This is a genomic window from Pantoea sp. SJZ147 (genome assembly GCF_007828605.1).
Lineage (GTDB): Bacteria > Pseudomonadota > Gammaproteobacteria > Enterobacterales > Enterobacteriaceae > Pantoea > Pantoea allii.
Map to the genome: position 1 here is coordinate 141233 of NZ_VIVB01000014.1, position 23879 is coordinate 165111.

At 55.2% G+C, this 23879-nt stretch carries 17 protein-coding genes; 14 read left to right on the forward strand and 3 right to left on the reverse strand.

The genetic code is table 11. The features are described 5' to 3' along the window. Positions 1 to 16: 16 nt before the first annotated feature. A complete protein-coding gene (sseA, locus tag FBY13_RS19535; RefSeq protein WP_145394930.1) occupies positions 17 to 859 on the reverse strand; it encodes a 3-mercaptopyruvate sulfurtransferase in 843 nt (280 codons plus the stop codon). A 145-nt stretch (positions 860 to 1004) separates the two neighbouring features. On the opposite strand from sseA, the gene FBY13_RS19540 reads away from it, so the two are divergent. From FBY13_RS19540 to FBY13_RS19605, 14 genes are all read left to right on the forward strand, one after another. Next, on the forward strand, positions 1005 to 5903 hold the full coding sequence (locus FBY13_RS19540; protein WP_145394931.1) for an alpha-2-macroglobulin: 4899 nt from the start codon (positions 1005 to 1007) through the stop codon (positions 5901 to 5903). Positions 5904 to 5915: 12 nt separating this feature from the next. Then, entirely contained in the window at positions 5916 to 8243 is a 2328-nt protein-coding gene (gene pbpC / locus FBY13_RS19545; RefSeq protein ID WP_145394932.1) for a peptidoglycan glycosyltransferase PbpC, read from the forward strand. A 174-nt stretch (positions 8244 to 8417) separates the two neighbouring features. Further along, positions 8418 to 8849, forward strand: coding sequence for a nucleoside-diphosphate kinase (ndk, locus tag FBY13_RS19550; RefSeq protein ID WP_003848684.1), 432 nt, complete (start codon positions 8418 to 8420; stop codon positions 8847 to 8849). A gap of 183 nt (positions 8850 to 9032) precedes the next feature. Next, positions 9033 to 10202, forward strand: coding sequence for a bifunctional tRNA (adenosine(37)-C2)-methyltransferase TrmG/ribosomal RNA large subunit methyltransferase RlmN (locus FBY13_RS19555; RefSeq protein ID WP_063880567.1), 1170 nt, complete (start codon positions 9033 to 9035; stop codon positions 10200 to 10202). 81 nt (positions 10203 to 10283) lie between these two features. After that, positions 10284 to 11015, forward strand: a complete 732-nt coding sequence (gene pilW / locus FBY13_RS19560) for a type IV pilus biogenesis/stability protein PilW (RefSeq protein WP_145394933.1) — start codon at positions 10284 to 10286, stop codon at positions 11013 to 11015. Further along, positions 11005 to 12009 carry a cytoskeleton protein RodZ gene (gene rodZ / locus FBY13_RS19565; RefSeq protein ID WP_063880565.1) on the forward strand — a complete coding sequence of 335 codons (1005 nt, stop codon included), beginning with the start codon at positions 11005 to 11007 and terminating at the stop codon, positions 12007 to 12009. The genes pilW and rodZ overlap by 11 nt, the downstream gene beginning before the upstream one ends. Positions 12010 to 12048: 39 nt before the next feature. Continuing rightward, a complete protein-coding gene (ispG, locus tag FBY13_RS19570) occupies positions 12049 to 13170 on the forward strand; it encodes a flavodoxin-dependent (E)-4-hydroxy-3-methylbut-2-enyl-diphosphate synthase (RefSeq protein WP_063880564.1) in 1122 nt (373 codons plus the stop codon). Between the two features lie 105 nt (positions 13171 to 13275). Further along, a complete protein-coding gene (hisS, locus tag FBY13_RS19575; RefSeq protein WP_145394934.1) occupies positions 13276 to 14550 on the forward strand; it encodes a histidine--tRNA ligase in 1275 nt (424 codons plus the stop codon). 38 nt (positions 14551 to 14588) lie between these two features. Further along, a complete protein-coding gene (locus FBY13_RS19580; protein WP_145394935.1) occupies positions 14589 to 15206 on the forward strand; it encodes a YfgM family protein in 618 nt (205 codons plus the stop codon). Positions 15207 to 15225: 19 nt separating this feature from the next. Beyond that, complete coding sequence (gene bamB / locus FBY13_RS19585; RefSeq protein WP_063880561.1) at positions 15226 to 16407, forward strand: outer membrane protein assembly factor BamB; 1182 nt, start codon at positions 15226 to 15228, stop codon at positions 16405 to 16407. A gap of 174 nt (positions 16408 to 16581) precedes the next feature. Beyond that, on the forward strand, positions 16582 to 18066 hold the full coding sequence (gene der, locus FBY13_RS19590) for a ribosome biogenesis GTPase Der (protein WP_063880560.1): 1485 nt from the start codon (positions 16582 to 16584) through the stop codon (positions 18064 to 18066). A gap of 72 nt (positions 18067 to 18138) precedes the next feature. Further along, the gene (locus FBY13_RS19595) at positions 18139 to 18360 is read left to right on the forward strand and encodes a zinc ribbon domain-containing protein (RefSeq protein ID WP_074181031.1); all 222 of its coding nucleotides are present in this window, start codon (positions 18139 to 18141) and stop codon (positions 18358 to 18360) included. A 325-nt stretch (positions 18361 to 18685) separates the two neighbouring features. Beyond that, positions 18686 to 21127 carry a glucose/quinate/shikimate family membrane-bound PQQ-dependent dehydrogenase gene (locus FBY13_RS19600; protein ID WP_063880559.1) on the forward strand — a complete coding sequence of 814 codons (2442 nt, stop codon included), beginning with the start codon at positions 18686 to 18688 and terminating at the stop codon, positions 21125 to 21127. 111 nt (positions 21128 to 21238) lie between these two features. Continuing rightward, positions 21239 to 22461 (forward strand): IS3 family transposase gene (locus FBY13_RS19605; RefSeq protein WP_370513244.1). Its coding sequence is split into 2 segments (ribosomal slippage): positions 21239 to 21583 and positions 21586 to 22461, totalling 1221 coding nucleotides; the frame shifts between segments, so codons are not numbered across the junction. A 31-nt stretch (positions 22462 to 22492) separates the two neighbouring features. On the opposite strand, the gene FBY13_RS19610 is transcribed toward FBY13_RS19605, so the two are convergent. Both FBY13_RS19610 and FBY13_RS19615 read right to left on the reverse strand, forming a co-directional pair. Then, positions 22493 to 22831: a protealysin inhibitor emfourin gene (locus FBY13_RS19610; protein ID WP_145394936.1), complete on the reverse strand. Its 339-nt coding sequence runs from the start codon at positions 22829 to 22831 to the stop codon at positions 22493 to 22495. Then, on the reverse strand, positions 22828 to 23841 hold the full coding sequence (locus FBY13_RS19615; protein WP_063880557.1) for a M4 family metallopeptidase: 1014 nt from the start codon (positions 23839 to 23841) through the stop codon (positions 22828 to 22830). Before FBY13_RS19615 ends, FBY13_RS19610 begins: the two co-directional genes overlap by 4 nt. Between the last annotated feature and the right edge of the window lie 38 nt (positions 23842 to 23879).

A 23879-nucleotide genomic window follows, 5' to 3' on the forward strand; every position in this document is an offset into this window, starting at 1 on the left:
CTGGCCGCGCGTTTCCTTATTTCGCAATCGGCAAATCGTCCCGGCTGCCCCATTCGCCCCAGGAACCGTCATAGAGCGAGACATCACGAACACCCAGCGACGTCAGCGCCAGAATCAACACGACTGCGGTCACGCCTGAGCCACAGGTGGCGACAATGGGTTGATGAATATCCACGCCTGCTTCGGCAAACAGGGCGCGCAGTTCGGACGCCGGCTTCAGTTGTCCCTGTTCAACCAGCAGGTTCCACGGCAGATTCAAACTGTTGGGAATGTGCCCGCGATGTAAACCGGGACGCGGTTCATCTACCTCGGCATTGAAGCGGTTAGCCGCGCGCGCATCCACAATTTGCGCACCACCTTCATGGCTAATCAGCAGCACGTCAGTCAGGCGTTTCACCAGGCCATCATCAAACTCTGCGTCAAATTCACCTTCAGGCAGGCTCACTTCGCCCTCCGCCAGCGTCAATCCGGCGGCTTTCCAGCCTTGTAAACCGCCTGCCAGAATGGAAACCTGCGCCACACCAAATGCGCGTAGCATCCACCAGGCGCGGGGCGCAGAAAACAGGTTGCCCTCATCATAAACAATCAGATGTTTATCACTGTTCACACCCAGCTCGCGCATGGCCACGGCAAAACTTTCAGCGCGCGGGAGCATATGCGGATAAGGGCTGGTGTGATCGGAAAGTGCTTCAATATTAAAGAAAGGTGCCTGGGGCAAATGACCCGCCAGGTATTCAGCCTGGATATTGCGAACCGCATCCATGCCTGGCGGCAGCATACGTGCGTCCAGTACCTGCAGCGTTTCATCATTGTAGTGTTCTTGTAACCAGTCGGCGGACACAAACAGTGGCGTCGTCATAACAACCTCATCTCAGCAATCTGTCATGCCAGTGTCGGGTAATGTGCACACCATCTCAAGAGAAGCGTTGATTAAATGCGAGCATTGATGTGAAATTGCCCAGCGTTATACAACAATTCCCCTGGGACCCGGTGAAGGATTTACCATGAAAAAACGCATTAACCGGCTGCTGTTCAGCATGCTGATCGGTGGATCGCTGCTGTCTGTCGCCACCTTACCTGTTTTTCCCGTCAGTGCAGAAACCCCTGCAGCCAGCGCGCAGGCCAGCAAACCGCTCACCATTATCGATCTCTCTGAATTACAGCTTGATGGCGCGGCGGCGTTGGTTTTAACCTTTAATCAGCCGCTGGATGACAAGCAGGATCTGGCGCAAAAGGTCAGGTTGATCGACGATAAACACGGCAAAGTCGATGGTGGTTGGGAGCTTTCCAGCAATCGTAAAGCCCTGCGTTTTCGCCATCCTGAACCCTCTCGTCAGTTCACCGTGACCGTCGATTCGGGCTTGCGCGCCGCCAGCGGTGAGACGCTGGCAACGGCCTATAGCAAAAAAATCACTACCCGTGACATTGAGCCGATGGTGGGCTTTGCCAGCCGAGGCTCCCTGTTGCCATTGCGTATCGCTCAGGGGCTGCCGGTACTGGCGTTGAACGTGGACCAGGTGGATGTGGATTTTTTCCGAATCAAAAATGCGGGCCTGGCGGAATTCCTATCCCAGTGGAATTACGGCAACAACCTGTCTACCTGGCAATCTCAGGAACTGCTGAAAACCAGCCAACTGGTGTATACCGGCCGCTTTGAACTCAACCCGGCCCGTAACACGCGGGAAAAACTGCAGTTGCCGCTGAAAGACATTAAGCCGCTTCAGCAGCCAGGGGTTTATCTGGCGGTGATGAAGCAGGCGGGCACTTATCACTACAGCATGCCTGCGACGCTGTTTACCCTGAGCGATATCGGCCTGTCGCTGCACCGCTTTCCCACCCAGTTTGAACTCTTCGCACAGAGTCTGGAAAACGGCGCACCGCTTTCCGGCGTCAGTATCAGGCTGTTGAATGATAAAGGCCAGGTGCTGCAAAACGGCACCAGCGACAGCAGCGGTCATTTGCGCCTTAATGCGGATGAAAAAGGCAAGTTCCTGCTGGCCATGAAGGGCGAGCAAACCTCGCTGATCGACCTGGCGCGTCCGGCTCTGGATTTAGCCGAATTCCCCGTAGCGGGGCCCGAAGGCTATGACAAACAGCTCTTCGTCTTCGGCCCACGAGATATTTATCGGCCTGGCGAAACGGTGATCGTCAATGCGCTGCTGCGCGATGCTGACGGCAAGCCTTTACCGGCCCAACCGGTTAAAGCAGAACTGGTACAGCCTGACGGCGAGGTAGTGCGCACGGTGGTCTGGCAGCCGCAGGACGGTTTCTATCAGCAGCGGTTTGCTTTACCGACTTCGGCGATGACCGGCGGCTGGATGCTGCGGCTGAATACCGGTGATAACCAGCTGCGGCAGTGGCATTTTCGCGTTGAGGATTTTCTGCCTGAGCGCATGGCATTAACGCTGAAAAACGATGAACAACCCCAGCCAGCGGATGCCGATATTACGTTCGACATTGAGGGGCGCTATCTGTATGGCGCGCCTGCGGCAGGCAATCAGCTGCAGGGACAGCTCTATCTGCGTCCGGCCCGTGAAGCGGTTGCTGCGCTGCCGGGCTACCAGTTTGGTGACATCACCGAACAGGGCCTGAAGCGCAGTCTGGACGATGTCGATCTTAAGCTTGACGCCAACGGCAAGGCGCAACTGACCGTGGATAATCAGTGGGATCAGCTTCACTCACCGCTGAACCTGATACTGCAGGCCAGCCTGCTGGAAACCGGCGGTCGCCCGGTCACCCGACGTGCTACTCAGGCCATCTGGCCCGCGGATGCGTTGCCCGGCATTCGTCCGCTGTTTGGCAATAAATCGGTTTACGATTACCGCAATGACAGCTATCACGATGAGCCGACCGTGCCAGAAAACAGCCTGGCAGAATTCGATATTGTTTATGCCAACAGTCAGGGCGCTAAGCTGGCGGCAGAAAAGCTTGATGTGCGTTTGATTCGTGAACGGCGTGATTACTACTGGAGTTTCTCTGACAGCGAAGGCTGGCAGTCACGTTACGATGCCAAAGACCTGCAGGAAGATGAGCAATCTGTCAGCATTCCCGCTGACGGCAGCACGAAGGTCAGCTTTCCGGTTGAGTGGGGCAGCTACCGGCTTGAGGTCCAGTCAGGTGAAAAAATCATTAGCAGCGTGCGTTTTCAGGCGGGCTATGACTGGCAGGATAATACCAATGGTACAGGCGCACTGCGTCCGGACCAGGTCAAGCTGAAGCTGGATAAAGCCGCGTATCAGCCGGGTGAAACCGTCCATTTGCAGGTCGAATCGCCCACGGCCGGGAAAGGCTATCTGATGGTGGAATCCAGCAGCGGGACGCTCTGGTGGCAACCCTTAACGGTGCCGCAGGGTGGAACGCAGGTGGACGTGCCGATCGCGGACAACTGGCAGCGTCACGATCTCTATTTCAGTGCCATTGTGGTTCGGGAAGGGGACAAGGCCAGCGGCGCAACGCCGAAACGGGCGGTCGGACTGTTACATCTGCCGATGGCGACCGAGGCGCGACGTTTAACGCTGACGCTGGACGCACCCGATAAGGTCCGTCCTGAGCAGAACCTGACGGTGAACGTTCAGGCCAGCCGTGAAGGCGGCCCGCTGCCTGACAAGGTGCACGTCCTGCTGTCAGCGGTAGACAGCGGTGTGTTAAGCGTGACGGATTATAAAACGCCAGATCCCTGGACGGCTTTTTTCGGTCGCAAGCGTTATAACGTCGATCAGTACGATGTGTTTGGTCAACTGATTGAAGGCGGTGGACGGCTGGCCGCTCTGCGCTTTGGCGGAGACGGTGAAGACGAATCCATGACGCGCGGCGGTAAAAAACCGGTCACCCATGTCAATATCGTGGCACAGCAACTTCAGGCCGTTACGCTGGATAAAAACGGCAAGGGCTCAGTGGCACTGCCCATTCCGGCCTTTAACGGCGAGCTGCGGCTGATGACGCAGGTCTGGAGCGATGACAGCTTTGGCGCAGCAGAACGCAAACTGGTGGTGGCTGCCCCGCTGGTCAGCGAACTGGCCACGCCGCGTTTTCTGGCCAGCGGGGACAGCGCGTCACTGGCACTGGATATCACCAATCTGACGGACCTGCCGCAAACGCTGAAGGTAGATTTGACTGCCAAAGGTCTGATAGGACTGTCGGGCGCGGCCACACAAAACGTGACGCTGGCAAAAGGCGAAAGGACCACCTTACAGGTGCCCGTGACGGCGAAAACCGGGTTTGGTGACGGCGAAGTGCAGGTGCAGATTTCAGGACTGAACCTGCCCGGTGAGACGGTGCGGCCCAGTCAGCAGACGTGGAAGATTGGCGTAAGGCCGCCTTATCCTGCGCAAACCCTCAATTTTGCCGCTGTCATTGACCACGATAGCCCCTGGCAAGTCACGGCGGCGGCATTTGCGGGTCTGGATGCAGAAACCCTGAGTGGACAACTGACTCTGAGTAATCGTCCGCCTTTAAATATCGCCAGCTACATCAGTGCGCTTTATGCCTATCCCTATGGCTGTCTGGAGCAGACCACCAGCGGTCTCTGGCCGTCGCTCTATACCAGTCAGGCGCAGCTCAGCGCTATGGGGATAAAAACCAGCAGTGATGACGTTCGTCGGGCCGCCGTTGACACCGGCATCGCCCGTCTGGCCGGGATGCAGCGTGCTGACGGCAGTTTTGGGTTGTGGAGTAAGCAGAGTGAAGAGGAGTTCTGGCTTACACCTTATGTTACCGACTTTTTACTGCGCGCCAGCGAAGCGGGCTATGCCTTGCCCCCTGACGTGATTGATCGGGCTAACGCACGGCTGCTGCGTTATTTACAGGACCCTTCACAAATCACCGCCGGTGGCAGTGCCGACACCGATGCATTGCGTTTCAGCGTTCAGGCTTATGCCGGCCTGGTGCTGGCGCGTCAGCAGCGTGCGCCACTGGGCGCGTTGCGTGCGCTTTACGAAAAGCGTGACAAGGCCAAATCGGGGCTGGCGCTGATGCAGTTGGGTGTAGCGCTGAAGCTGATGGGGGATGGGCAGCGTTCGCCGCTGGCTGTGATGCAGGGCGCCACGCTGTCACGACCTGAAAGCCGCTGGTTTGGCGACTATGGCAGCACGGTGCGTGATGAGGGGATGATGATCGCCCTGTTAGCGGAATATCAGCTGCAGCCGGAACTGCAAAACAGCCTGCTGCTGTCACTGTCAAAAGAGCTGAACGGGAAGCGCTGGCTCTCCACCCAGGAGAACAATGCGCTTTACCTGGCGGCGCGCACGCTGCAAACCGCACAGGGTAAGGACTGGCAGGCGATATTACAGGGTCATCAACCGCCCGTAAGCAGCAGTGGGCCTGTGAATAAAGGGCTGGATAATCAACAACTGGCGCAAGGCGTTGAGGTGAGCAATCCTGGCACGGCACCGCTGTATGGCAGCCTGAATGTGGTCGGTTATCCGCTGACGCCGCCGAATCCGGTCAGCCATATGCTGTCCGTTAAGCGAGAGTACTTCACCCTGGACGGTAAACTGGCGGATCTCAATAATCTGCGCAGCGGTGAATTGCTGGTGGTCCGTCTTACCGTGGTCGCGAAACGCCGCATCAGCGATGCGCTGGTCGTGGATCTGTTACCGGCCGGGCTGGAGCTGGAAAACCAGAATCTGGCAGACAGCAGTGCCAGCCTGGGTGACAGTGCGGATGCGTTAAAAGAGAGCATGATGGATATGCAGCAGGCCAACATCCGGCATATTGAGTTCCGTGACGATCGCTTCGTTGCCGCGCTGGCAGTGGATACTTATCGTCCTGCCACCTTGATGTATCTGGCGCGCGCGGTGACGCCGGGCCTCTACCACATGCCGCCACCGCAGGTGGAATCGATGTACGTACCTGAGTGGCGGGCGATTGGCGCTACGCCGCAACAGCTGCATGTACAACCGTAGCCGGGCCGGGTTGTGATCAAAAACAGGCACATCAAAAAGCGGTGGGTAGCCCTGCCGCTTTTTATTCTGGCCTTGCTGTTTATCCCGCTGATTCTGGATCGGTTATTCCCCTTGCCCCTCAAAGAGGTGCAGCCCGCACGCGTGGTGGTCGCCGAGGATGGCACGCCACTGTGGCGCTTTGCCGACAGCCAGGGCATCTGGCGCTATCCCGTCACCCCCAGTGACGTCTCGCCTGCCTATTTACAGGCGTTGCTGACCTATGAAGATCGCTGGTTCTGGTACCATCCCGGCATTAATCCCCTGGCCCTGCTTCGCGCAGCCTGGCAGGATCTGCGTCATCGCAGCGTCATTTCGGGCGGCAGCACCTTAACCATGCAGGTGGCACGACTCATTGACCCGCAACCGCGAACACTGCGCGGCAAGCTGATTCAGGCATGGCGCGCTCTGCAACTGGAGTGGCATCTTTCTAAACGCGACATCTTAACGCTTTATCTGAATCGCGCGCCCTTTGGTGGCACGCTGGAAGGGATTGGGGCGGCAAGCTGGAGCTGGCTGGGAAAAGCCCCGTCGCAGCTGACACGAGGCGAAGCGGCCCTGATGGCCGTATTGCCGCAGGCACCCAGTCGTCTGCGCCCCGATCGCTGGCCAGAGCGGGCGGAAGCCGCACGTAACAAGGTGCTGGACAGGCTGGCACAGTATCATGTCTGGTCGCCCCGCCAGGTCGCCGAAATCCGCGAGGAACCGGTCTGGCTTCCGCCGCGCCAGATGCCGCAGATGGCGCCGTTGCTGGCGCGACGACTGCTGTCGATGACCACGCACGATAAAATTGTCTCTACGCTGGACCCGTCCCTGCAGCGTGAACTGGAAAACATGGCGCTGAATGTTAAAAACCAGCTCCCCCCACGGACCTCGCTGGCGATGCTGGTGGTGGATCACACGACAATGGCGGTACGGGGTTATGTCGGCTCCGTAGACTTTAGTGATGACAGCCGGTTTGGTCATGTCGATATGATTGCCAGCGTGCGTTCGCCAGGCTCGGTATTAAAACCCTTTGTCTATGGCATGGCGCTGGACGATGGGCTCATTCATGCCGAGTCCTTACTGCAGGATGTCCCGCGCCGCTTTGGCGATTACCGCCCAGGCAACTTCGATACCGGTTTTCATGGCCCGGTCAGTGCCAGCGAGGCATTAGTACGATCGCTAAACCTGCCCGCCGTTCAACTGCTGGAGGCGCTTGGCCCCAAAAATGTCGCCGCACGTCTGCGCAACGTGGGGCTGAATTTACGTTTCCCACCGGGGGCGGAGCCAAACCTCTCCTTGATACTCGGCGGCACCGGGGCGCGCATGGACGATATCGTCGCGGCCTATAGTGCCTTTGCCCGTCATGGCAACGCCGCTCAACTGCGCTGGATGGCCGATCAACCTTTACAGGCGCGCCCGCTGCTTTCGCCGGGTGCCGCCTGGATTATCCGCCATATTCTGGCGGGAGAGGCCCAGCCTGCTGGCAATGGCAGCGCGCCTGCTGTCGTACCACTGGCGTGGAAAACCGGCACCAGCTATGGCTACCGCGATGCGTGGGCGGTGGGGATAAATCCTCGTTATTTAATCGGCGTCTGGGTTGGACGACCGGATGCCACACCGGTGGCCGGCCAATTTGGCTTCGCGTCTGCCGTGCCTGTTATGAATCAAATTAACAGCGTACTGATGAACCGCGTAGCCGCTCAGGAAATGCCCACCGATCCGCGTCCAGCGTCGGTCAGCGTGGCCAGCATCTGTTGGCCTGGCGGTCAGCCATTGCCTGCCGGGGATGAGAACTGTCGACAGCGGCGGCAGAGCTGGGTGTTAAATGAGACGCTACCGCCCACTTTACTCGCGCCGGGGCAGGAAAGCCTGAGCGGCTTACGCCTGCACTACTGGCAGAACGATCAGGGTTTGCGGGTTGCGGCGGATTGTCCGCATGCTATCAGCCATGAACGCCTGGTGTGGCCGCTGCCGCTGGAGGCCTGGCTGCCCCCGCAGGAGCGTCGGGCGCAGCGTTTACCCGCTATCGACACCCGGTGTCCGCCTTTGCAGCAGGGCAGCAGCGCGCCGCTGATTGTCACCGGCGTTATCGAAGGACAGCGCGTTCAGCCGCTGCCGGGCACTACGACGCTGGTGATGCCGGTGGCGGTGCAGGGTGGTCAGGGCGTTCAGCGCTGGTGGTTTTTAAATGGCGAGCCGCTTGAGACGGAAAGTCAGAACGGCACGCTGTCGCTGCGCCTCGACCGGGCTGGCGATTATCAGCTGGTGGTGATGGATGAAGCCGGTCAACTCGCTTCCGTCGGCTTTACCCGCGATTGAGTGTTTTTTGCGCTAAATCACAGTGGAAAGCTGTCCGCACAGACGCAGATCAAGATTTTTCAATAAATTATGGGTTCTGTGATAGGCAACGTCACACTCAACCCCTATAATCGGCGCCGTTTCTTAGCCGGGGCGCGCCTCCGGTTTCTTCAGAACGTCAAGACAGAGGTCATCATGGCAATCGAACGTACTTTTTCTATCATCAAGCCAAACGCCGTCGCGAAAAACGTGATCGGTGCTATCTACAACCGTTTTGAAAGCGCAGGCTTCAAAATCGTTGGCGCAAAAATGCTGCAGCTGAGCAAAGAGCAGGCTGAAGGTTTCTACGCAGAGCACCAGGGCAAGCCGTTCTTCGACGGTCTGGTTGAATTCATGACGTCTGGCCCGGTTGTGGTTTCCGTGCTGGAAGGTGAAAATGCCGTTCAGCGTCACCGTGACCTGATGGGTGCAACTAACCCTGCTAACGCACTGGCCGGTACACTGCGTGCTGACTATGCTGACAGCTTCACCGAGAACGCCACTCACGGTTCAGATTCTGCAGAATCAGCAGCCCGTGAAATTGCCTACTTCTTCGGCGAAAACGAAATCTGCCCACGCACGCGTTAATCCCTTAGCGGCTGACGCGTACGCGGCTTTACAAAAATCTGCTGAACACAGGCAAGTCTCACCTGTTATCAGGCAGCAGATGTTGTACAATATTGCGCCTTCATTGAGTCAGCTTAGTGAAGGCGTAATTTTTTTCTTTTCCCAACAGCGCCATAACGTGTAACAACGAGGCCAGAGAACATTATGTCCGAACAGATTGTGACGTCCGCGTCCACCTCGCCTATTTCCGTCTCTCCGAAGAGCCAAAAAATCAACCTGCTGGATCTTAACCGTCAGCAGATGCGTGAATTTTTTGTCTCGCTCGGTGAAAAACCGTTCCGTGCCGATCAGGTGATGAAGTGGATTTACCACTACTGCTGCGATGATTTCGAGCAGATGACCGACATTAACAAGAAGCTGCGTAATCGCTTAATGGAACTCACCGAAATTCGCGCCCCGGAAGTGGCCGAAGAGATGCGCTCAACGGATGGCACCATTAAATGGGCTATTCGCGTAGGCGATCAGCTGGTTGAAACGGTTTATATCCCGGAAGGTGAGCGCGCGACCTTGTGCGTGTCATCTCAGGTGGGTTGCGCACTGGAATGTAAATTCTGCTCGACGGCACAGCAAGGCTTTAACCGCAATCTGCGCGTATCAGAAATTATTGGCCAGGTCTGGCGTGCTGCAAAAATTGTCGGTGCCGCCAAAGTCACCGGCCAGCGTCCTATCACCAACGTGGTGATGATGGGCATGGGCGAGCCGTTGCTTAACCTGAATAATGTCGTCCCGGCTATGGAAATCATGCTGGATGACTTCGGTTTTGGTTTGTCAAAACGCCGTGTCACCTTGTCGACCTCGGGCGTGGTTCCGGCCCTCGACAAGCTGGGTGACATGATTGACGTTGCGTTGGCGATTTCGCTGCATGCGCCAAATGACAAACTGCGCGACGACATCGTACCCATTAACAAGAAGTACAATATTGAAACTTTCCTGGCCGCGGTTAAACGCTACATTGGTAAATCCAATGCAAACCAGGGACGTGTCACCATCGAGTATGTGTTGCTGGATCATGTTAACGACAGCACGGATGATGCGCATGAACTGGCAGCATTGCTGAAAGAAACGCCCTGTAAAATCAACCTGATCCCATGGAACCCCTTCCCGGGTGCGCCTTATGGCCGTAGCTCTAACAGCCGTATCGACCGCTTTTCTAAGGTGCTGATGGACTACGGTTTTACCACCATTGTGCGTAAAACCCGTGGTGATGATATTGATGCCGCCTGCGGTCAGTTAGCCGGTGAAGTCATTGACCGTACCAAGCGTACCCTGCGTAAGAAAATGGCGGGCGAAGCGATATCTGTGAAGGCGCTCTGAAAGGCTGATTAACAGCGTTTCCCATTCTGTCTCTGCGTGGCAGGCTGATGCCCGCCACAGAGATAACAGGATGGAGACGATATGTGCAAAGGGATGCGCGCGGCATTACTGGCCGTTTTTGTTGTAAGCGGTTGTGTCAGTTCACCGTCACAACCCGGGGCAGCAGAACTGCGTTTGCAATTGGGTATGCACTACCTGGCAGTGGAAGATTACCCCGCTGCGCGCCGCAATCTCCTGCGGGCACAGGCTGCTGATCCCCAGGATTACCGGGTGCACCTGGCCTTAGCCAGGCTGGCTCAGCGGCAAGGGCAAAACGCCGCTGCGCATTTCCATTTTTCAAATGCGCAGCGAATTGCGCCACATAATGGTTACATCCCTAACAATTACGGTGCGTTTCTTTGCGCTTTAGGGCAGTATGATGATGCGCATCAACAGTTTATCCGGGCGAAGGGTGCGCAGGAAGGAGACGCCCGTATCGATGCGTATGAACTGTCGGGGTATTGTTATCTGCGGGCAGGGGACAGACAGGCAGCGCGTGCTGCGTTGTCATATGCGCTCGATGCGGACCAGAGTAAAGGAGAGGCGCTACTAGCCGAAGCTGAAAGCGCGGTCGAAAATGACCAGTGGGCTAACGTAGCGCTATTATTAGAGCTTTACCAGCCGCTGCCGACGACGGCACGCAGCCTGGCGTTACACATACGTTTCGCCGCGCAACAGGGAAATGCCGCAGACGTTTCACGTTATGGCGACCAGTTAGCGCGACGTTTTCCGCAATCGATACAGTACCAGCGTTATTTAGCTAATGAATACTGAAGCCACTCAAGAAAATTCTGCAGTTCATTCCACAGGTACACGCCTGCGTCTGGCCCGTGAACAAATGGGACTCACGCAGCAACATGTTGCTGAACGCCTGTGCCTTAAACTTTCTACCGTACGTGAAATTGAAGAAGACAGATTACCTGCGAATTTAGCCTCTACCTTCCTGCGCGGTTACATCCGTTCTTATGCCCGTCTGGTGCATATTCCTGAAGAGGAACTGCTGCCGATGATGGAAAAACAGACGCCGGTTCGCGCCACAAAAATTGAGCCGATGCAGAGTTTTTCCCTGGGCAAACGCCGTAAGAAACGCGACGGCTGGCTGATGATTTTCACCTGGCTGGTGATCTTCGTGGTGGTCGGTCTGACAGGTGCCTGGTGGTGGCAGAACCATAAAGCCTCTCAGGATGAACTGGTGTCGATGGCCGATCAGAACGGCAGTAGCAGCGACAGCAGCCAGTCAATCCCGTTAGGGCAAACTAACGCCGCATCAACGGATAACAGCACCAGCGTACCGCTGAACAATAATACCAGCAGTACACCGGCTAACACTGGCGCAGCGACCAGCACGGCCCCCGCTGAAAGCAGTAACGGCAATAACACGGCTGCGGCGACGCAGCAGGAAGAGAACAACGCGGTCGTGTCGCCTTCGCAGGCACCGACTGATACCAGTAGCACTGCACCGGCCAACACTGCGCAGCAGATGCCAGTAGGCGCAGCGGCGGTCAGCGAACCGGCTGCCGATCCCAATTCAGTGGTCATGACCTTTACAGGCGACTGCTGGCTGGACGTCACGGATGCTACCGGTAAAAAACTGTTCAGCGGTATTCAGCGTAGCGGCGGCAAACTGAGCCTGTCAGGCACAGCGCCTTATCGTCTGAAAATTGGCGCGCCATCTGTTGTTCAGGTGCAATATCAGAATAAACCCGTTGATTTAAGTCGTTTTATCCGTAATAACCAGGTTGCTCGCCTGACGTTGGGTGCGCAATAACAGCGTATCGCGTGTACCGGGCAATTGTGGAGAAGAAATATGCATAACCAAGCACCCATTATCCGCCGTAAGTCCAAACGTATTTACGTCGGCCAGGTGCCCGTTGGCGACGGCGCGCCAATCGCCGTCCAGTCGATGACCAACACCCGCACCACTGACGTGGCCGCGACGGTAAACCAGATTAAAGCCCTTGAGCGCGTGGGCGTTGATATCGTGCGCATTTCGGTACCGACCATGGATGCCGCAGAAGCCTTTAAGCTGATTAAGCAGCAGGTCAATGTGCCGCTGGTGGCCGATATCCACTTTGACTACCGTATCGCGCTTAAAGTGGCTGAATACGGCGTGGACTGCCTGCGTATTAATCCGGGCAATATCGGTAATAACGAGCGTATTCGCGCCGTCGTTGACTGCGCCCGCGATAAAAATATCCCCATTCGTATCGGTGTTAACGCCGGATCGCTGGAAAAAGATCTGCAGGAAAAATACGGTGAACCTACGCCGCAGGCCCTGCTGGAATCAGCGATGCGACATGTCGATCATCTGGATCGCCTCAACTTCGATCAATTCAAAGTCAGCGTTAAAGCCTCGGATGTTTTTCTGGCGGTTGAATCTTATCGTCTGCTGGCAAAACAAATCGAGCAGCCTCTGCATCTTGGGATTACGGAAGCGGGCGGCGCGCGCGCAGGTGCGGTGAAGTCCGCTATCGGCCTGGGGCTGTTGCTGGCCGAAGGGATTGGCGACACGTTGCGTATTTCTCTGGCCGCCGATCCGGTTGAAGAGGTGAAAGTCGGCTTTGATATTCTGAAGTCGCTGCGCATTCGTTCTCGCGGTATCAACTTCATTGCCTGCCCGACCTGTTCACGTCAGGAGTTTGACGTTATCGGTACGGTTAACGCCCTGGAGCAGCGCCTGGAAGACATCATCACCCCGATGGACGTCTCCATTATCGGCTGTGTGGTGAATGGTCCGGGCGAAGCCACGGTATCCACGCTGGGCGTGACTGGCAGCAACAAGAAAAGCGGCTTCTATGAAGATGGCGTGCGTCAGCGCGTGCGTCTGGATAATGACGATATGATCGATCAACTGGAAGCGCGCATTCGTGCCAAAGCGGCCATGCTGGATGAATCCCGTCGTATTGACGTGCAGCAACTGGAAAAATAATCCGGTTCCTGTACGGCATGCATGACTTTTTTAGCTGAGCCTGTGCGGTTTCATCCTCATGAGGTATGATGCCGGACAGGTTTTTTTGTATTAAGAGATTTTAACGTGGCGAAGAATATTCAAGCGATTCGCGGGATGAACGATTTTCTGCCTGCGGATACGGCCATCTGGCAACGGATTGAAGCGGTACTGAAGTCAGTGCTGGCGAACTATGGTTACAGCGAAATTCGCTTACCTATCGTAGAGCAGACTCCTCTGTTCAAACGCGCCATTGGTGAAGTTACCGATGTGGTTGAAAAAGAGATGTATACCTTTGACGATCGCAATGGCGAAAGCCTGACGCTTCGTCCGGAAGGGACGGCAGGCTGCGTGCGTGCAGGTATCGAACACGGTCTGCTTTATAATCAGGAACAGCGCCTGTGGTACATGGGCCCGATGTTCCGCTACGAGCGACCTCAGAAAGGGCGCTATCGCCAGTTTCATCAGATAGGCGTTGAAGTGTTTGGCCTGCAGGGGCCGGATATTGATGCCGAACTGATTATGCTCAATGCGCGCTGGTGGAAAGCGCTGGGTATCGCCGATCATGTTCGTCTGGAACTGAACTCCATTGGTTCGCTTGAAGCCCGTGCCAGCTATCGCGACGCGCTGGTGGCATTTCTGGAACAGCACAAAGACGCGCTGGACGAAGACTGCAAGCGCCGCATGTACAGCAACCCAATGCGTGTACTCGACAGCAAAAACCCCGATATTCAGACGTTGTTAAATGATGCGCCCCAGTTGGGCGATTATCTGGATGCGGAGTCACGCGAGCATTTTGACGGTCTGCGTGCGCTGCTGGACGACGCCGGTATTGACTATACGGTCAATCAGCGCCTGGTGCGCGGGCTGGATTATTACAACCGCACGGTGATTGAATGGGTTACCGACAGCCTGGGATCGCAGGGCACCGTTTGCGGTGGTGGTCGTTATGATGGCCTGGTCGAACAACTGGGCGGTCGGGCAACGCCTGCTGTTGGTTTTGCCATGGGAATGGAGCGCCTGGTGTTGTTAGTGCAGGCGGTTAATCCGGAATTTGAACCCGCGCGCAATGTCGATGTCTATGTTATCGCTTCCGGCCAGGGGGTTCAGTCAGCGGCGATGCAGTTGGCTGAAAAGCTGCGTGACCAACTGCCCGACATGAAACTGATGACCAACTTTGGTGGCGGTAACTTCAAGAAGCAGTTTGCCCGTGCGGATAAGTGGGGCGCTCGCGTTGCTCTGGTGCTGGGTGAAGATGAACAGAAGGCCGGTCAGGTCGTGATTAAAGATCTGCGCAATGGCGAACAGCAAACGCTGGCGCAGGCGGATGCGGCTGCTGCACTGCGCACGCTGTTGCAGTAAGCGTGTCACAGCACAACCATTGAAAGGAGAAGGATTGCGTGGAAGTTTATAGCAATGAGAACGAACAGGTTGATGCGCTGCGTCGCTTTTTCGCCAACAACGGTAAAGCCTTAGCTGTCGGTGTCGTCATCGGGATCGCTGCGCTGGGCGGCTGGCGTTACTGGTCCAGCCATCAGCAGGATTCAGCTAAAACCGTGTCAGCTGAATACCAGAAAGTCACCAGTGCCATGCAGGCCGGTAAGCCAGAAACGCTGGAAGCGGTAAACACTTTCGCCAGCGAAAACAGTAATACCTACGGTGCCCTGGCGGCACTGGATCTGGCGAAGCAGTATGTCGACAGCAATCAGCTGGACAAAGCCGCAACCCTGCTGCAAAACGGATTGAAAGACACGAAAGATGCCAACCTGCAGGCGGTCATTAACCTGCGTCTGGCACGCATTCAACTGCAACAAAATCAGGCTGATGCAGCACTTAAAACCCTTGACGGTGTGAAGGGTGATGGCTGGACAGCCATTGTCGCTGACATCCGCGGCGAAGCGCTGCTGAGCAAAGGCGATAAGCAGGGCACGCGCGATGCATGGAGCAAAGGCGTCGAATCTGATGCGTCTCCTGCACTGAAGCAAATGATGCAGATGAAGATGAATAACTTAAGCTAAGCCAGTCAAGAGAGAGCGCATGGAATTACGTAAATACCTGCTGCCGGGGCTGATCTCAGTCACCTTGCTCAGTGGTTGCTCGCTGTTCAGCGGCGAAGAAGATGTAGTGAAAATGGCCCCATTGCCGAAGGTGGAAAATCAGTTCACGCCTCAGACCGTGTGGAGCACTGGCGTGGGTGATGGAATCGGTGATTTCTACTCTAACCTGCACCCGACCTGGCAAGACGGCACCGTTTATGCTGCTGACCGCTTTGGTATCGTAAAAGCGCTCGACGCGGCGGATGGTAAAGAAAAATGGAAAGTCGATCTCTCTGAGAAAACCGGCTTCTTCTCGAAAAACCGCTCTGCCATGCTGTCTGGCGGTATCACCGTGAGTGGCGACCGCCTCTACATCGGCAGCGAACGTGGTCAGGTCTATGCACTGAACACCAGCGATGGTGCGATTGCATGGCAAGCCAAAGCCGCGGGCGAAGCGCTGTCGCGTCCGGTGGTCAGCGATGGCCTGGTACTGGTTCACACCAGCAACGGTATGCTGCAGGGACTTGATCAAACCAGCGGTGCAGTAAAATGGACCGTTAACCTGGATATGCCTGCGCTGTCACTGCGCGGTGAATCTGCCCCGTCTGTTGCCTTTGGTGGCGCAATCGTGGGTGGCGATAACGGCCGCGTGAGCGCCGTTATTCTGAACCAGGGCCAGCTGATTTGGCAGCAGCGTATTTCACAGCCGAGCGGTGCGACAGAAATCGACCGTCTGAGCGATGTGGATACCACGCCGGTCATTGTTAACGGCGTTGTGTATGCGTTGGCTTACAACGGTAACCTGACTGCACTGGATTTACGTTCTGGTCAGATTTTGTGGAAACGTGAAATCGGCGGTGTGAAAGATCTGATTGTGGATGCGGGTCGTATCTACCTGGTGGATCAGGACGATCGCGTGATTGCCCTCAACGCGGATGGCGGTGTGGCTATCTGGCGTCAAAGCGATCTGCTGCATCGCAATCTGACTTCACCGGTCCTGTATAACGGCTACCTTGTGGTCGGTGACAGCGAAGGCTATCTGCACTGGCTGAACACCACCGACGGCCGTTTTGTTGCCCAGCAAAAGCTGGACAGTTCAGGCTTCCAGACTGAGCCAGTCGTCGCCAGCGACAAGTTGCTGATTCAGTCAAAAGACGGTGAAGTTTACGCCATTACCCGCTAACGGGTAAGTTGTCAGGCAGGGTTATCCTTCCGGCACAACGGCTCCTGATTTCATCAGGGGCCGTTTCGTTTTTAGTCAGGCATGGTATCCTTAGCGCCTTAAGCCTGAACTGAGCGGCTAAAGCCGTTATAATCACGCCATTCGGGCGATTTAATACATTATTGAGGCATTGTTATGGTACCTGTGGTCGCGCTGGTTGGGCGTCCCAATGTGGGAAAATCTACGCTGTTTAACCGTTTAACCCGCACACGAGATGCGCTGGTAGCGGATTTTCCTGGACTGACTCGCGATCGCAAATATGGTCGCGCCGAAGTGGAAGGGCGCGAATTTATTGTTATCGATACCGGCGGTATTGATGGCACCGAAGACGGTGTTGAAACGCGTATGGCAGAGCAGTCGCTGCTGGCGATTGAAGAAGCAGACGTTGTGCTGTTTATGGTGGACGCGCGCGCAGGCATGATGGCCGCCGATCAGCAAATTGCAAAACATCTTCGCTCTCGCCAAAAAGCGACGTTTCTGGTCGCGAATAAAACTGACGGACTGGATCCGGATCAGGCGGTCGTAGACTTCTATTCTCTGGGGCTGGGTGAGATTCACGCCATCGCCGCTTCTCATGGCCGCGGTGTCACCAGCCTGATTGAAACGGCCCTGCTGCCGTGGATGGAGAAGGTCGATCCGGTCGAGATGACCGAAGAAGACGAAAACGAAGCTTACTGGGCAGCCTTAGCGGCAGAAGAAAACGGTGAGGAAGAGGAAGAAGAGGATGATTTCGATCCTACAACCTTGCCAATTAAGCTGGCGATTGTTGGCCGTCCTAACGTCGGTAAGTCTACGTTGACTAACCGTATTCTCGGTGAAGATCGCGTGGTCGTTTACGACATGCCAGGCACCACCCGTGACAGTATCTACATTCCCATGGAACGTGACGGTCGCGAGTATGTGTTGATCGACACCGCTGGCGTACGTAAGCGCGGAAAAATCACGGATACGGTCGAGAAATTCTCGGTAATCAAAACGTTGCAGGCGATTGAAGACGCTAACGTAGTGATGCTGGTGATCGATGCGCGTGCCGGCATTTCCGATCAGGATCTGTCCCTGTTGGGCTTTATCCTGAACAGCGGACGTTCACTGGTGATCGTGGTGAACAAATGGGATGGCTTGTCGCAGGAAGTCCGTGACGAAGTCAAAGAAACGCTCGACTTCCGTCTGGGCTTTATCGATTTTGCGCGCGTGCACTTCATCTCGGCGTTGCATGGCAGCGGCGTAGGCAACCTGTTTGAGTCCGTCACGGAAGCATACGATTGCTCCACGAAGCGAGTAAACACGTCACTGCTGACGCGCATTATGAACATGGCAGCGGAAGACCATCAGCCACCGCTGGTTCGCGGTCGTCGCGTTAAACTGAAATATGCCCATGCGGGCGGTTATAACCCACCGATTGTGGTGATACACGGTAATCAGGTTAAAGACCTGCCGGACTCCTACAAACGTTATTTGATGAACTACTTCCGTCGTTCACTGAACGTGATGGGGACGCCAATCCGCATTCAGTTTAAAGAGGGTGAAAACCCTTATGAAGGCAAACGCAATCTGCTGACGCCGACGCAACAGCGAAAGCGCAAGCGTTTGATGGCGCATATGAAGAAAAATAAGCGTTAACTGATCGAGGGCCAGATGGCCCTCTTTTTTTTGTCCTAGAATTGCGCTTATTTGCCTGGCCGGATGAAAAAAATGAGCGCAACCTGTGAAAAATGTCAGCAACCCTTAGCCCCGGACGCCACCGATCTTATCTGTACAGGTTGTGGTGTCCGTTATCACTATCAGCCTGTCTGCCCCGACTGCCATCAGCCCCTTGAGCAACTCAGAAGCTGCGGCGCGACTGACTACTTTTGTAATCATGGTCACGGCTTAGTTTCAAAACATCGTCTGACTTACAGGATTGTTCCTGCCTGACGTCTGGGTGCTTCAACCTGCAACACATAACGATCCAAACGCTGCGAGCCGTAACGGCGTAAAAATTTGTAGCGAAAATGCTATTGCTTCGTAACGAACACGTTTAAACCTTCACGGGATAACGTACCAGGTGGTACAATTTTTGCCGCGTCATGACGGAGTCACGCCAGCATGGGCTGCCTCCGGAACACATCATTCATTTCATGAACGCGGGTCCGCTTTAATTGGAATAAAACAACGCTGTTTCTTTTACCTGCACCGTGACCGGCGATGAGCCGGGTCGCACAGGACAGGAACGGCTTTGTTTATCAGGAGAGTAAGTGTTATGGCTGAAACATCATCTCGATCCGGTAAAGGGTTGAGAATATGGTCCGTGCTGCTCGGGCTGGTGCTACTGGCAACCGGCCTGTTCTTTGCTGTTGGCGGGGGGAAACTCGCGACGCTGGGCGGCAGTTGGTATTTTCTGATTGCAGGCATCGTGATGGTGCTGTCCGCCATTCAGTTTGTCCGTGCCAAATCATCGGCAGTGGTTCTGTTCCTGCTGGTGTTTGTCGGGACGTTAATCTGGGCCGTTATCGACGCCGGGCTGGATTTCTGGCCACTGGTTTCCCGCCTGATGGTGCCTGCGGGTTTAATGATCCTGGCATTCATCACATGGCCCGCGCTGCGTAAGCGTGAAAATAAGCCTTCTCTGGCAAAAGTCTCGTACGCCTTTTCTGCCGTCATTGCCGTAGGCATGGTTGCCACATTAGTGCAGATGTTCCAGCCTCATCCTACCGTTGCTTCAACCGGTCAGGAGCTGCCGCTGATCCCGGTGGATAAGTCAAAGCAACAGCAAAACTGGGATCACTATGGGAATACCGCAGGGGGAAGCCGGTTTGTTGCGCTGGACCAGATCACCCGCGATAACGTGAAGGATCTGCAGGTCGCCTGGACTTACCACACTGGCGATATTCCAGAAAGCCCAACCGGCAATGGTGCTGAAGATCAGCAAACCCCGCTGCAGGTGGGAAATACCGTCTATCTTTGCACCCCGCATAACAATGTGATTGCGGTTGAAGCCGACAGCGGCAAGCAGATTTGGAAGCGTGAAATTAATGCCCAGGCAGAAGTCTGGCCGCGCTGCCGTGGACTGGCCTATTTTGATGCCACCAAACCGCTTACCCAGCCAACTCAACCGGGATCAACGCCGGTCCCAGGCGTGACTCTGGCTGCCGGAGACAGCTGCCAGCGCCGTATTCTGATGAATACCATTGATGCACGTCTTATTGCTATCAATGCCGACAACGGTGAATTCTGTGAGGACTTCGGAAACCACGGCATCGTCGATCTCAAAGCGGGCCTGGGTGATGCGCCCGATCCCCTTTATCAGCTCACGTCTGCACCCACGATTGCCGGTACAACAGTTGTCGTAGGCGGGCGCGTGGCTGACAACGTTAAAACAGACATGCCTGGCGGTGTGTTGCGCGGTTTTGACGTGATCACCGGCCAGATGCGTTGGGCCTTTGACCCGGGCAATACCGATCCAAATGCCATTCTGATGCCGGGTAAGGACTATACGCGGAGTACGCCGAACTCATGGGCACCCATGTCCTATGATCCGGCCATGAACACCGTGTTTATTCCAATGGGAAGCTCCTCAGTCGATCTGTGGGGTGCGAACCGCAACGCACTGGACCATAAATACGGTGCCTCGGTACTGGCGCTTGATGCCACAACCGGCAAAGAGAAGTGGGTTTATCAGACCGTACATAACGATCTCTGGGACTTCGATCTGCCGATGCAGCCCAGCCTGATCGACTTCCCGATGAAGGACGGCAGCACCAAACCTGCGGTGGTTATCGGCGGCAAGACCGGCATGATCTTTGTGCTGGATCGTCTGACCGGCAAGCCTCTCACTAAAGTGGAAGAGCTGCCGATGCCGCAGGGGCATATCCCGAACGAGCAATATACGAAAACCCAGCCGCATTCGACCGGTATGCCAATGATTGGCAATCAGAAACTGAAAGAGTCTGATATGTGGGGCGCCACGCCGTTCGATCAGCTTGCCTGCCGTATCGCGTTTAAATCCATGCGCTATGACGGCCTGTTTACCGTGCCGGGCACCGATAAGTCGCTGAGCTTCCCTGGCTCGCTGGGTGGGATGAACTGGGGCAGCATGTCCACCGATCCAAATAACAACCTGTTGTTTGTCAACGACATGCGTTTAGGATTGTGGGTACAGATGATTCCGGTGGATACCAGCAAGGTTTCCCGTGGCAGCAACGGCGGTGAAGCGATTAATACCGGTATGGGCGCCGTTCCTCTGAAAGGCACACCTTATGCGGTGAACAAGAACCGCTTTATGTCACCGCTGGGCATTCCCTGCCAGGCACCGCCGTTTGGTACCTTGTCAGCTATCGATATGAAAACCCAGAAAATCGTCTGGCAGGTCCCGGTTGGTACCGTACAGGATACCGGTCCGTTTGGGATTAAAATGCGCGCCAAAATGCCAATCGGTATGCCAACGCTGGGCGGCACGCTGGCAACTCAGGGCGGTCTGGTCTTTATTGCCGGCACCCAGGATTACTATCTGCGGGCATTCGATAGCGCAACCGGTAAAGAGGTGTGGAAAGCGCGTCTGCCTGTGGGAAGTCAGGGCGGTCCGATGAGCTATGTCTCACCAAAAACCGGTAAGCAGTACATTCTGATCTCGGCAGGCGGTGCACGTCAGTCACCGGATCGCGGTGATTACGTGATTGCTTATGCGCTGCCTGACAGCAAGTAACAGCACGTTGTAACTGATAAAAGAAAAGGGCCGCTAGCGGCCCTTTTTTCTGCTTATTTTCCCGTCCTGAATAGCGTTGACACATTTTCCACTGGTTTTGAGGAGAATGTGATGAAACAGTATGTTAAACGCACTCAGCGGGATTACTCTCTTTCCTTTAAGCTGGCAGTCGTGGAGCAGGTTGAAAAAGGCGAGATGACTTACCGCCAGGCTCAGGAACGCTACGGCATCCAGGGATGTTCCACCGTGCTCATGTGGTTACGTAAATACGGTCATCTGGACTGGCAGTCATCCCGGCAGCGCACCACCCGCGGAGGAAACATGACAAAATCTCTTCCCCTCACACCTGAACAGCGAATCAAAGAGCTTGAGCAGCAACTGGCTGAATCCGAAGTTAAAGCGCAGTTTTTTGAAGCTGTCGTGAAGGTGATGAACACCGAATTCGGTGCCACACTCACAAAGAAGCAGTTAGCGTCCTTATCGCGAAAGCACAGACACAATCCCTGAAACTGACTGTCGTCAGGGTCTGCCGGTATTTAAAGATAAGCCGTCAGGCCTGGTATCAGGGATGCCGGCGTGAAATGCGCAGGTCTGAAAAGGCACACCGCATTACTGAGGAAGTCAGACTTATCAGGTTACAGCAGCCCCGACTGGGTACCCGGAAACTGCAGCATATTCTTAACGAGCGGGAAGATGCCGCATTGCATATCGGGCGGGACAGTCTGTTCGCTGTGCTGCGGGAAGCCCGGTTACTGGTTCATCCGGCAAGGGCTTATCATAAAACAACGAACAGCCGTCATCATTTTTACAGACATCCGAATCTGCTGAAAGCGGGGCCGGAGCAGACGGTTATCTCCGGTCCGGAGCAGGTATGGGTTGCCGACATCACCTGGCTTCCGGTAAGGACAGGTATGGCCTACATCAGTCTGGTAACGGACGCTTTCTCACGAAAAATCGTGGGGTATCATGTTCATGAAAGTCTGCATACGGAACACGTTATTAAGGCGCTACAAATGGCACTGAGGGAGCGGCAGGGAAAGGGCCGCCTGATCCACCACTCAGATCGCGGACTTCAGTACTGTTCGGCAATGTATCAGTCAGTGCATAAAAAACACGGTCTTGTCTGTTCAATGACGGACGGCTACGACTGCTATCAGAATGCGCTGGCAGAAAGGGTTAACGGCATACTGAAAAATGAATTACTGATTACGCGTCCGGCAGACGTGGTGCAGGCAGGCAGGATGGTCAGTGAGTCAGTCAGGATCTATAACAGCCAGCGTCCTCATCTGTCATTAAAATACAAAACGCCTGATGAGGTACATCAGGCGTTTTAAAAGATAAAAAAAGTGTCAACCTATGCCAGGACTAGTCATATTTTCCGTCGCGGAAGAGCGACGCCAGCTCCGGCGGTGCCGACTGCTCCGGTATCAGGAGCACTACCGTGCCTGCTTCACGGCGCGTGGCGTACTGGATCTGGATACGAAAATAGCGCTGGTCCCCGCCGCCTACCTTAGCCGCTTTTTCCTCTGGTTCGCACAGCGGCATCGCCTGTTCCAGCACTTTACAGACGCGCTGTTTCTCTGGCGCAGGAAGTTCACCCAAAGGAAAACGACGCTCGCTACGTAAGCCGGGAATAAAAGCAAAGCCACCTTCACGCGTAACCACAATGGTTGCGTCATCGGTAAGTTCGGGGAGTTGACTCATAATACGCCTACCTCTTTCCACGCCTGTTCAATTTTGCTACCAACAGAACGATCAAAGCGCTTTTCACCGTGCTGCACGGTCAACTGTGCAAAGGCTTTAAAGTCAGCATCCTGATGCAAATTATCATCACATAAGGTGTCATACCAGGCTTGCCCTGCCTGTTCCCAGGCAAATCCACCTAATGCTTTTGCTGCCAGATAAAAGGCACGGTTAGGAATGCCAGAATTCAGATGCACACCGCCGTTATCTTCACGCGTTTTAATATAATCGTCCATATGGCCCGGTTGCGGGTCTTTACCCAACATGGGATCGTCATAAGCGGTGCCGGGGTGCGACATCGATCGCAAGCCTTTACCGTGGATACCTTTCGCCAGCAAGCCTTCACCAATAATCCAGTCGGCTTTCTCCGCCGTCTGTTTCTTACTGAACTGTTTTACCAGAGAGCCAAATACGTCGGACATCGACTCATTCAGTGCGCCAGCCTGTTCAAAATAGATCAAACCGGCCTCGGTTTCTGTGACACCGTGCGATAACTCATGCGCAACAACGTCGATAGCGATGGTAAAGCGGTTAAAGATTTCACCATCGCCGTCTCCGAATACCATCTGCTGACCATTCCAGAAGGCATTCTGATATTTCTCGCCATAATGCACGGTGCCAGCTAATTTCAAACCGTTATTATCCAGAGAATTGCGTTTATATATTTGCCAGAAAAAGTCATGAGTTACGCCAAGATAGTTCCAGGCCTCGTCGGCGGCAATGTCACCATTTGAGGACTGGCCTTCTTTACGCACCAGGGTGCCCGGTAACGTTTCCTGATTTTTGGCGTCATAGATTTCACGCTCAATCTTCCCGGCCTGCGTGGTCTTGGGTGCAGCGGTCTTTTGCCAGTGCTCCGCCATCAGGTGCTGAACGTGGGTGAGCGTACGGCGCGCCTGCTCCTGCTGATAGCCGGAACCGTGAGCAATAATCTTACGAAGAATGTAGGGAGGTATAACGCTGAAAGCCATTGTAGACTCCTTGGCACGAGGGATGTACTAGGAAGTAT

Bases quoted from the DNA above. Each gene is read 5' to 3' on its own strand.
- sseA (WP_145394930.1), bottom strand. From the start codon at position 859: ATGACGACGCCACTGTTTGTGTCCGCCGACTGGTTACAAGAACACTAC.
- FBY13_RS19555 (WP_063880567.1), top strand. From the start codon at position 9,033: ATGTCCGAACAGATTGTGACGTCCGCGTCCACCTCGCCTATTTCCGTC.
- ndk (WP_003848684.1), top strand. From the start codon at position 8,418: ATGGCAATCGAACGTACTTTTTCTATCATCAAGCCAAACGCCGTCGCG.
- rodZ (WP_063880565.1), top strand. From the start codon at position 11,005: ATGAATACTGAAGCCACTCAAGAAAATTCTGCAGTTCATTCCACAGGT.
- der (WP_063880560.1), top strand. From the start codon at position 16,582: ATGGTACCTGTGGTCGCGCTGGTTGGGCGTCCCAATGTGGGAAAATCT.
- FBY13_RS19610 (WP_145394936.1), bottom strand. From the start codon at position 22,831: ATGAGTCAACTCCCCGAACTTACCGATGACGCAACCATTGTGGTTACG.
- pilW (WP_145394933.1), top strand. From the start codon at position 10,284: ATGTGCAAAGGGATGCGCGCGGCATTACTGGCCGTTTTTGTTGTAAGC.
- FBY13_RS19540 (WP_145394931.1), top strand. From the start codon at position 1,005: ATGAAAAAACGCATTAACCGGCTGCTGTTCAGCATGCTGATCGGTGGA.
- FBY13_RS19600 (WP_063880559.1), top strand. From the start codon at position 18,686: ATGGCTGAAACATCATCTCGATCCGGTAAAGGGTTGAGAATATGGTCC.
- bamB (WP_063880561.1), top strand. From the start codon at position 15,226: ATGGAATTACGTAAATACCTGCTGCCGGGGCTGATCTCAGTCACCTTG.
- ispG (WP_063880564.1), top strand. From the start codon at position 12,049: ATGCATAACCAAGCACCCATTATCCGCCGTAAGTCCAAACGTATTTAC.
- FBY13_RS19615 (WP_063880557.1), bottom strand. From the start codon at position 23,841: ATGGCTTTCAGCGTTATACCTCCCTACATTCTTCGTAAGATTATTGCT.
- FBY13_RS19595 (WP_074181031.1), top strand. From the start codon at position 18,139: ATGAGCGCAACCTGTGAAAAATGTCAGCAACCCTTAGCCCCGGACGCC.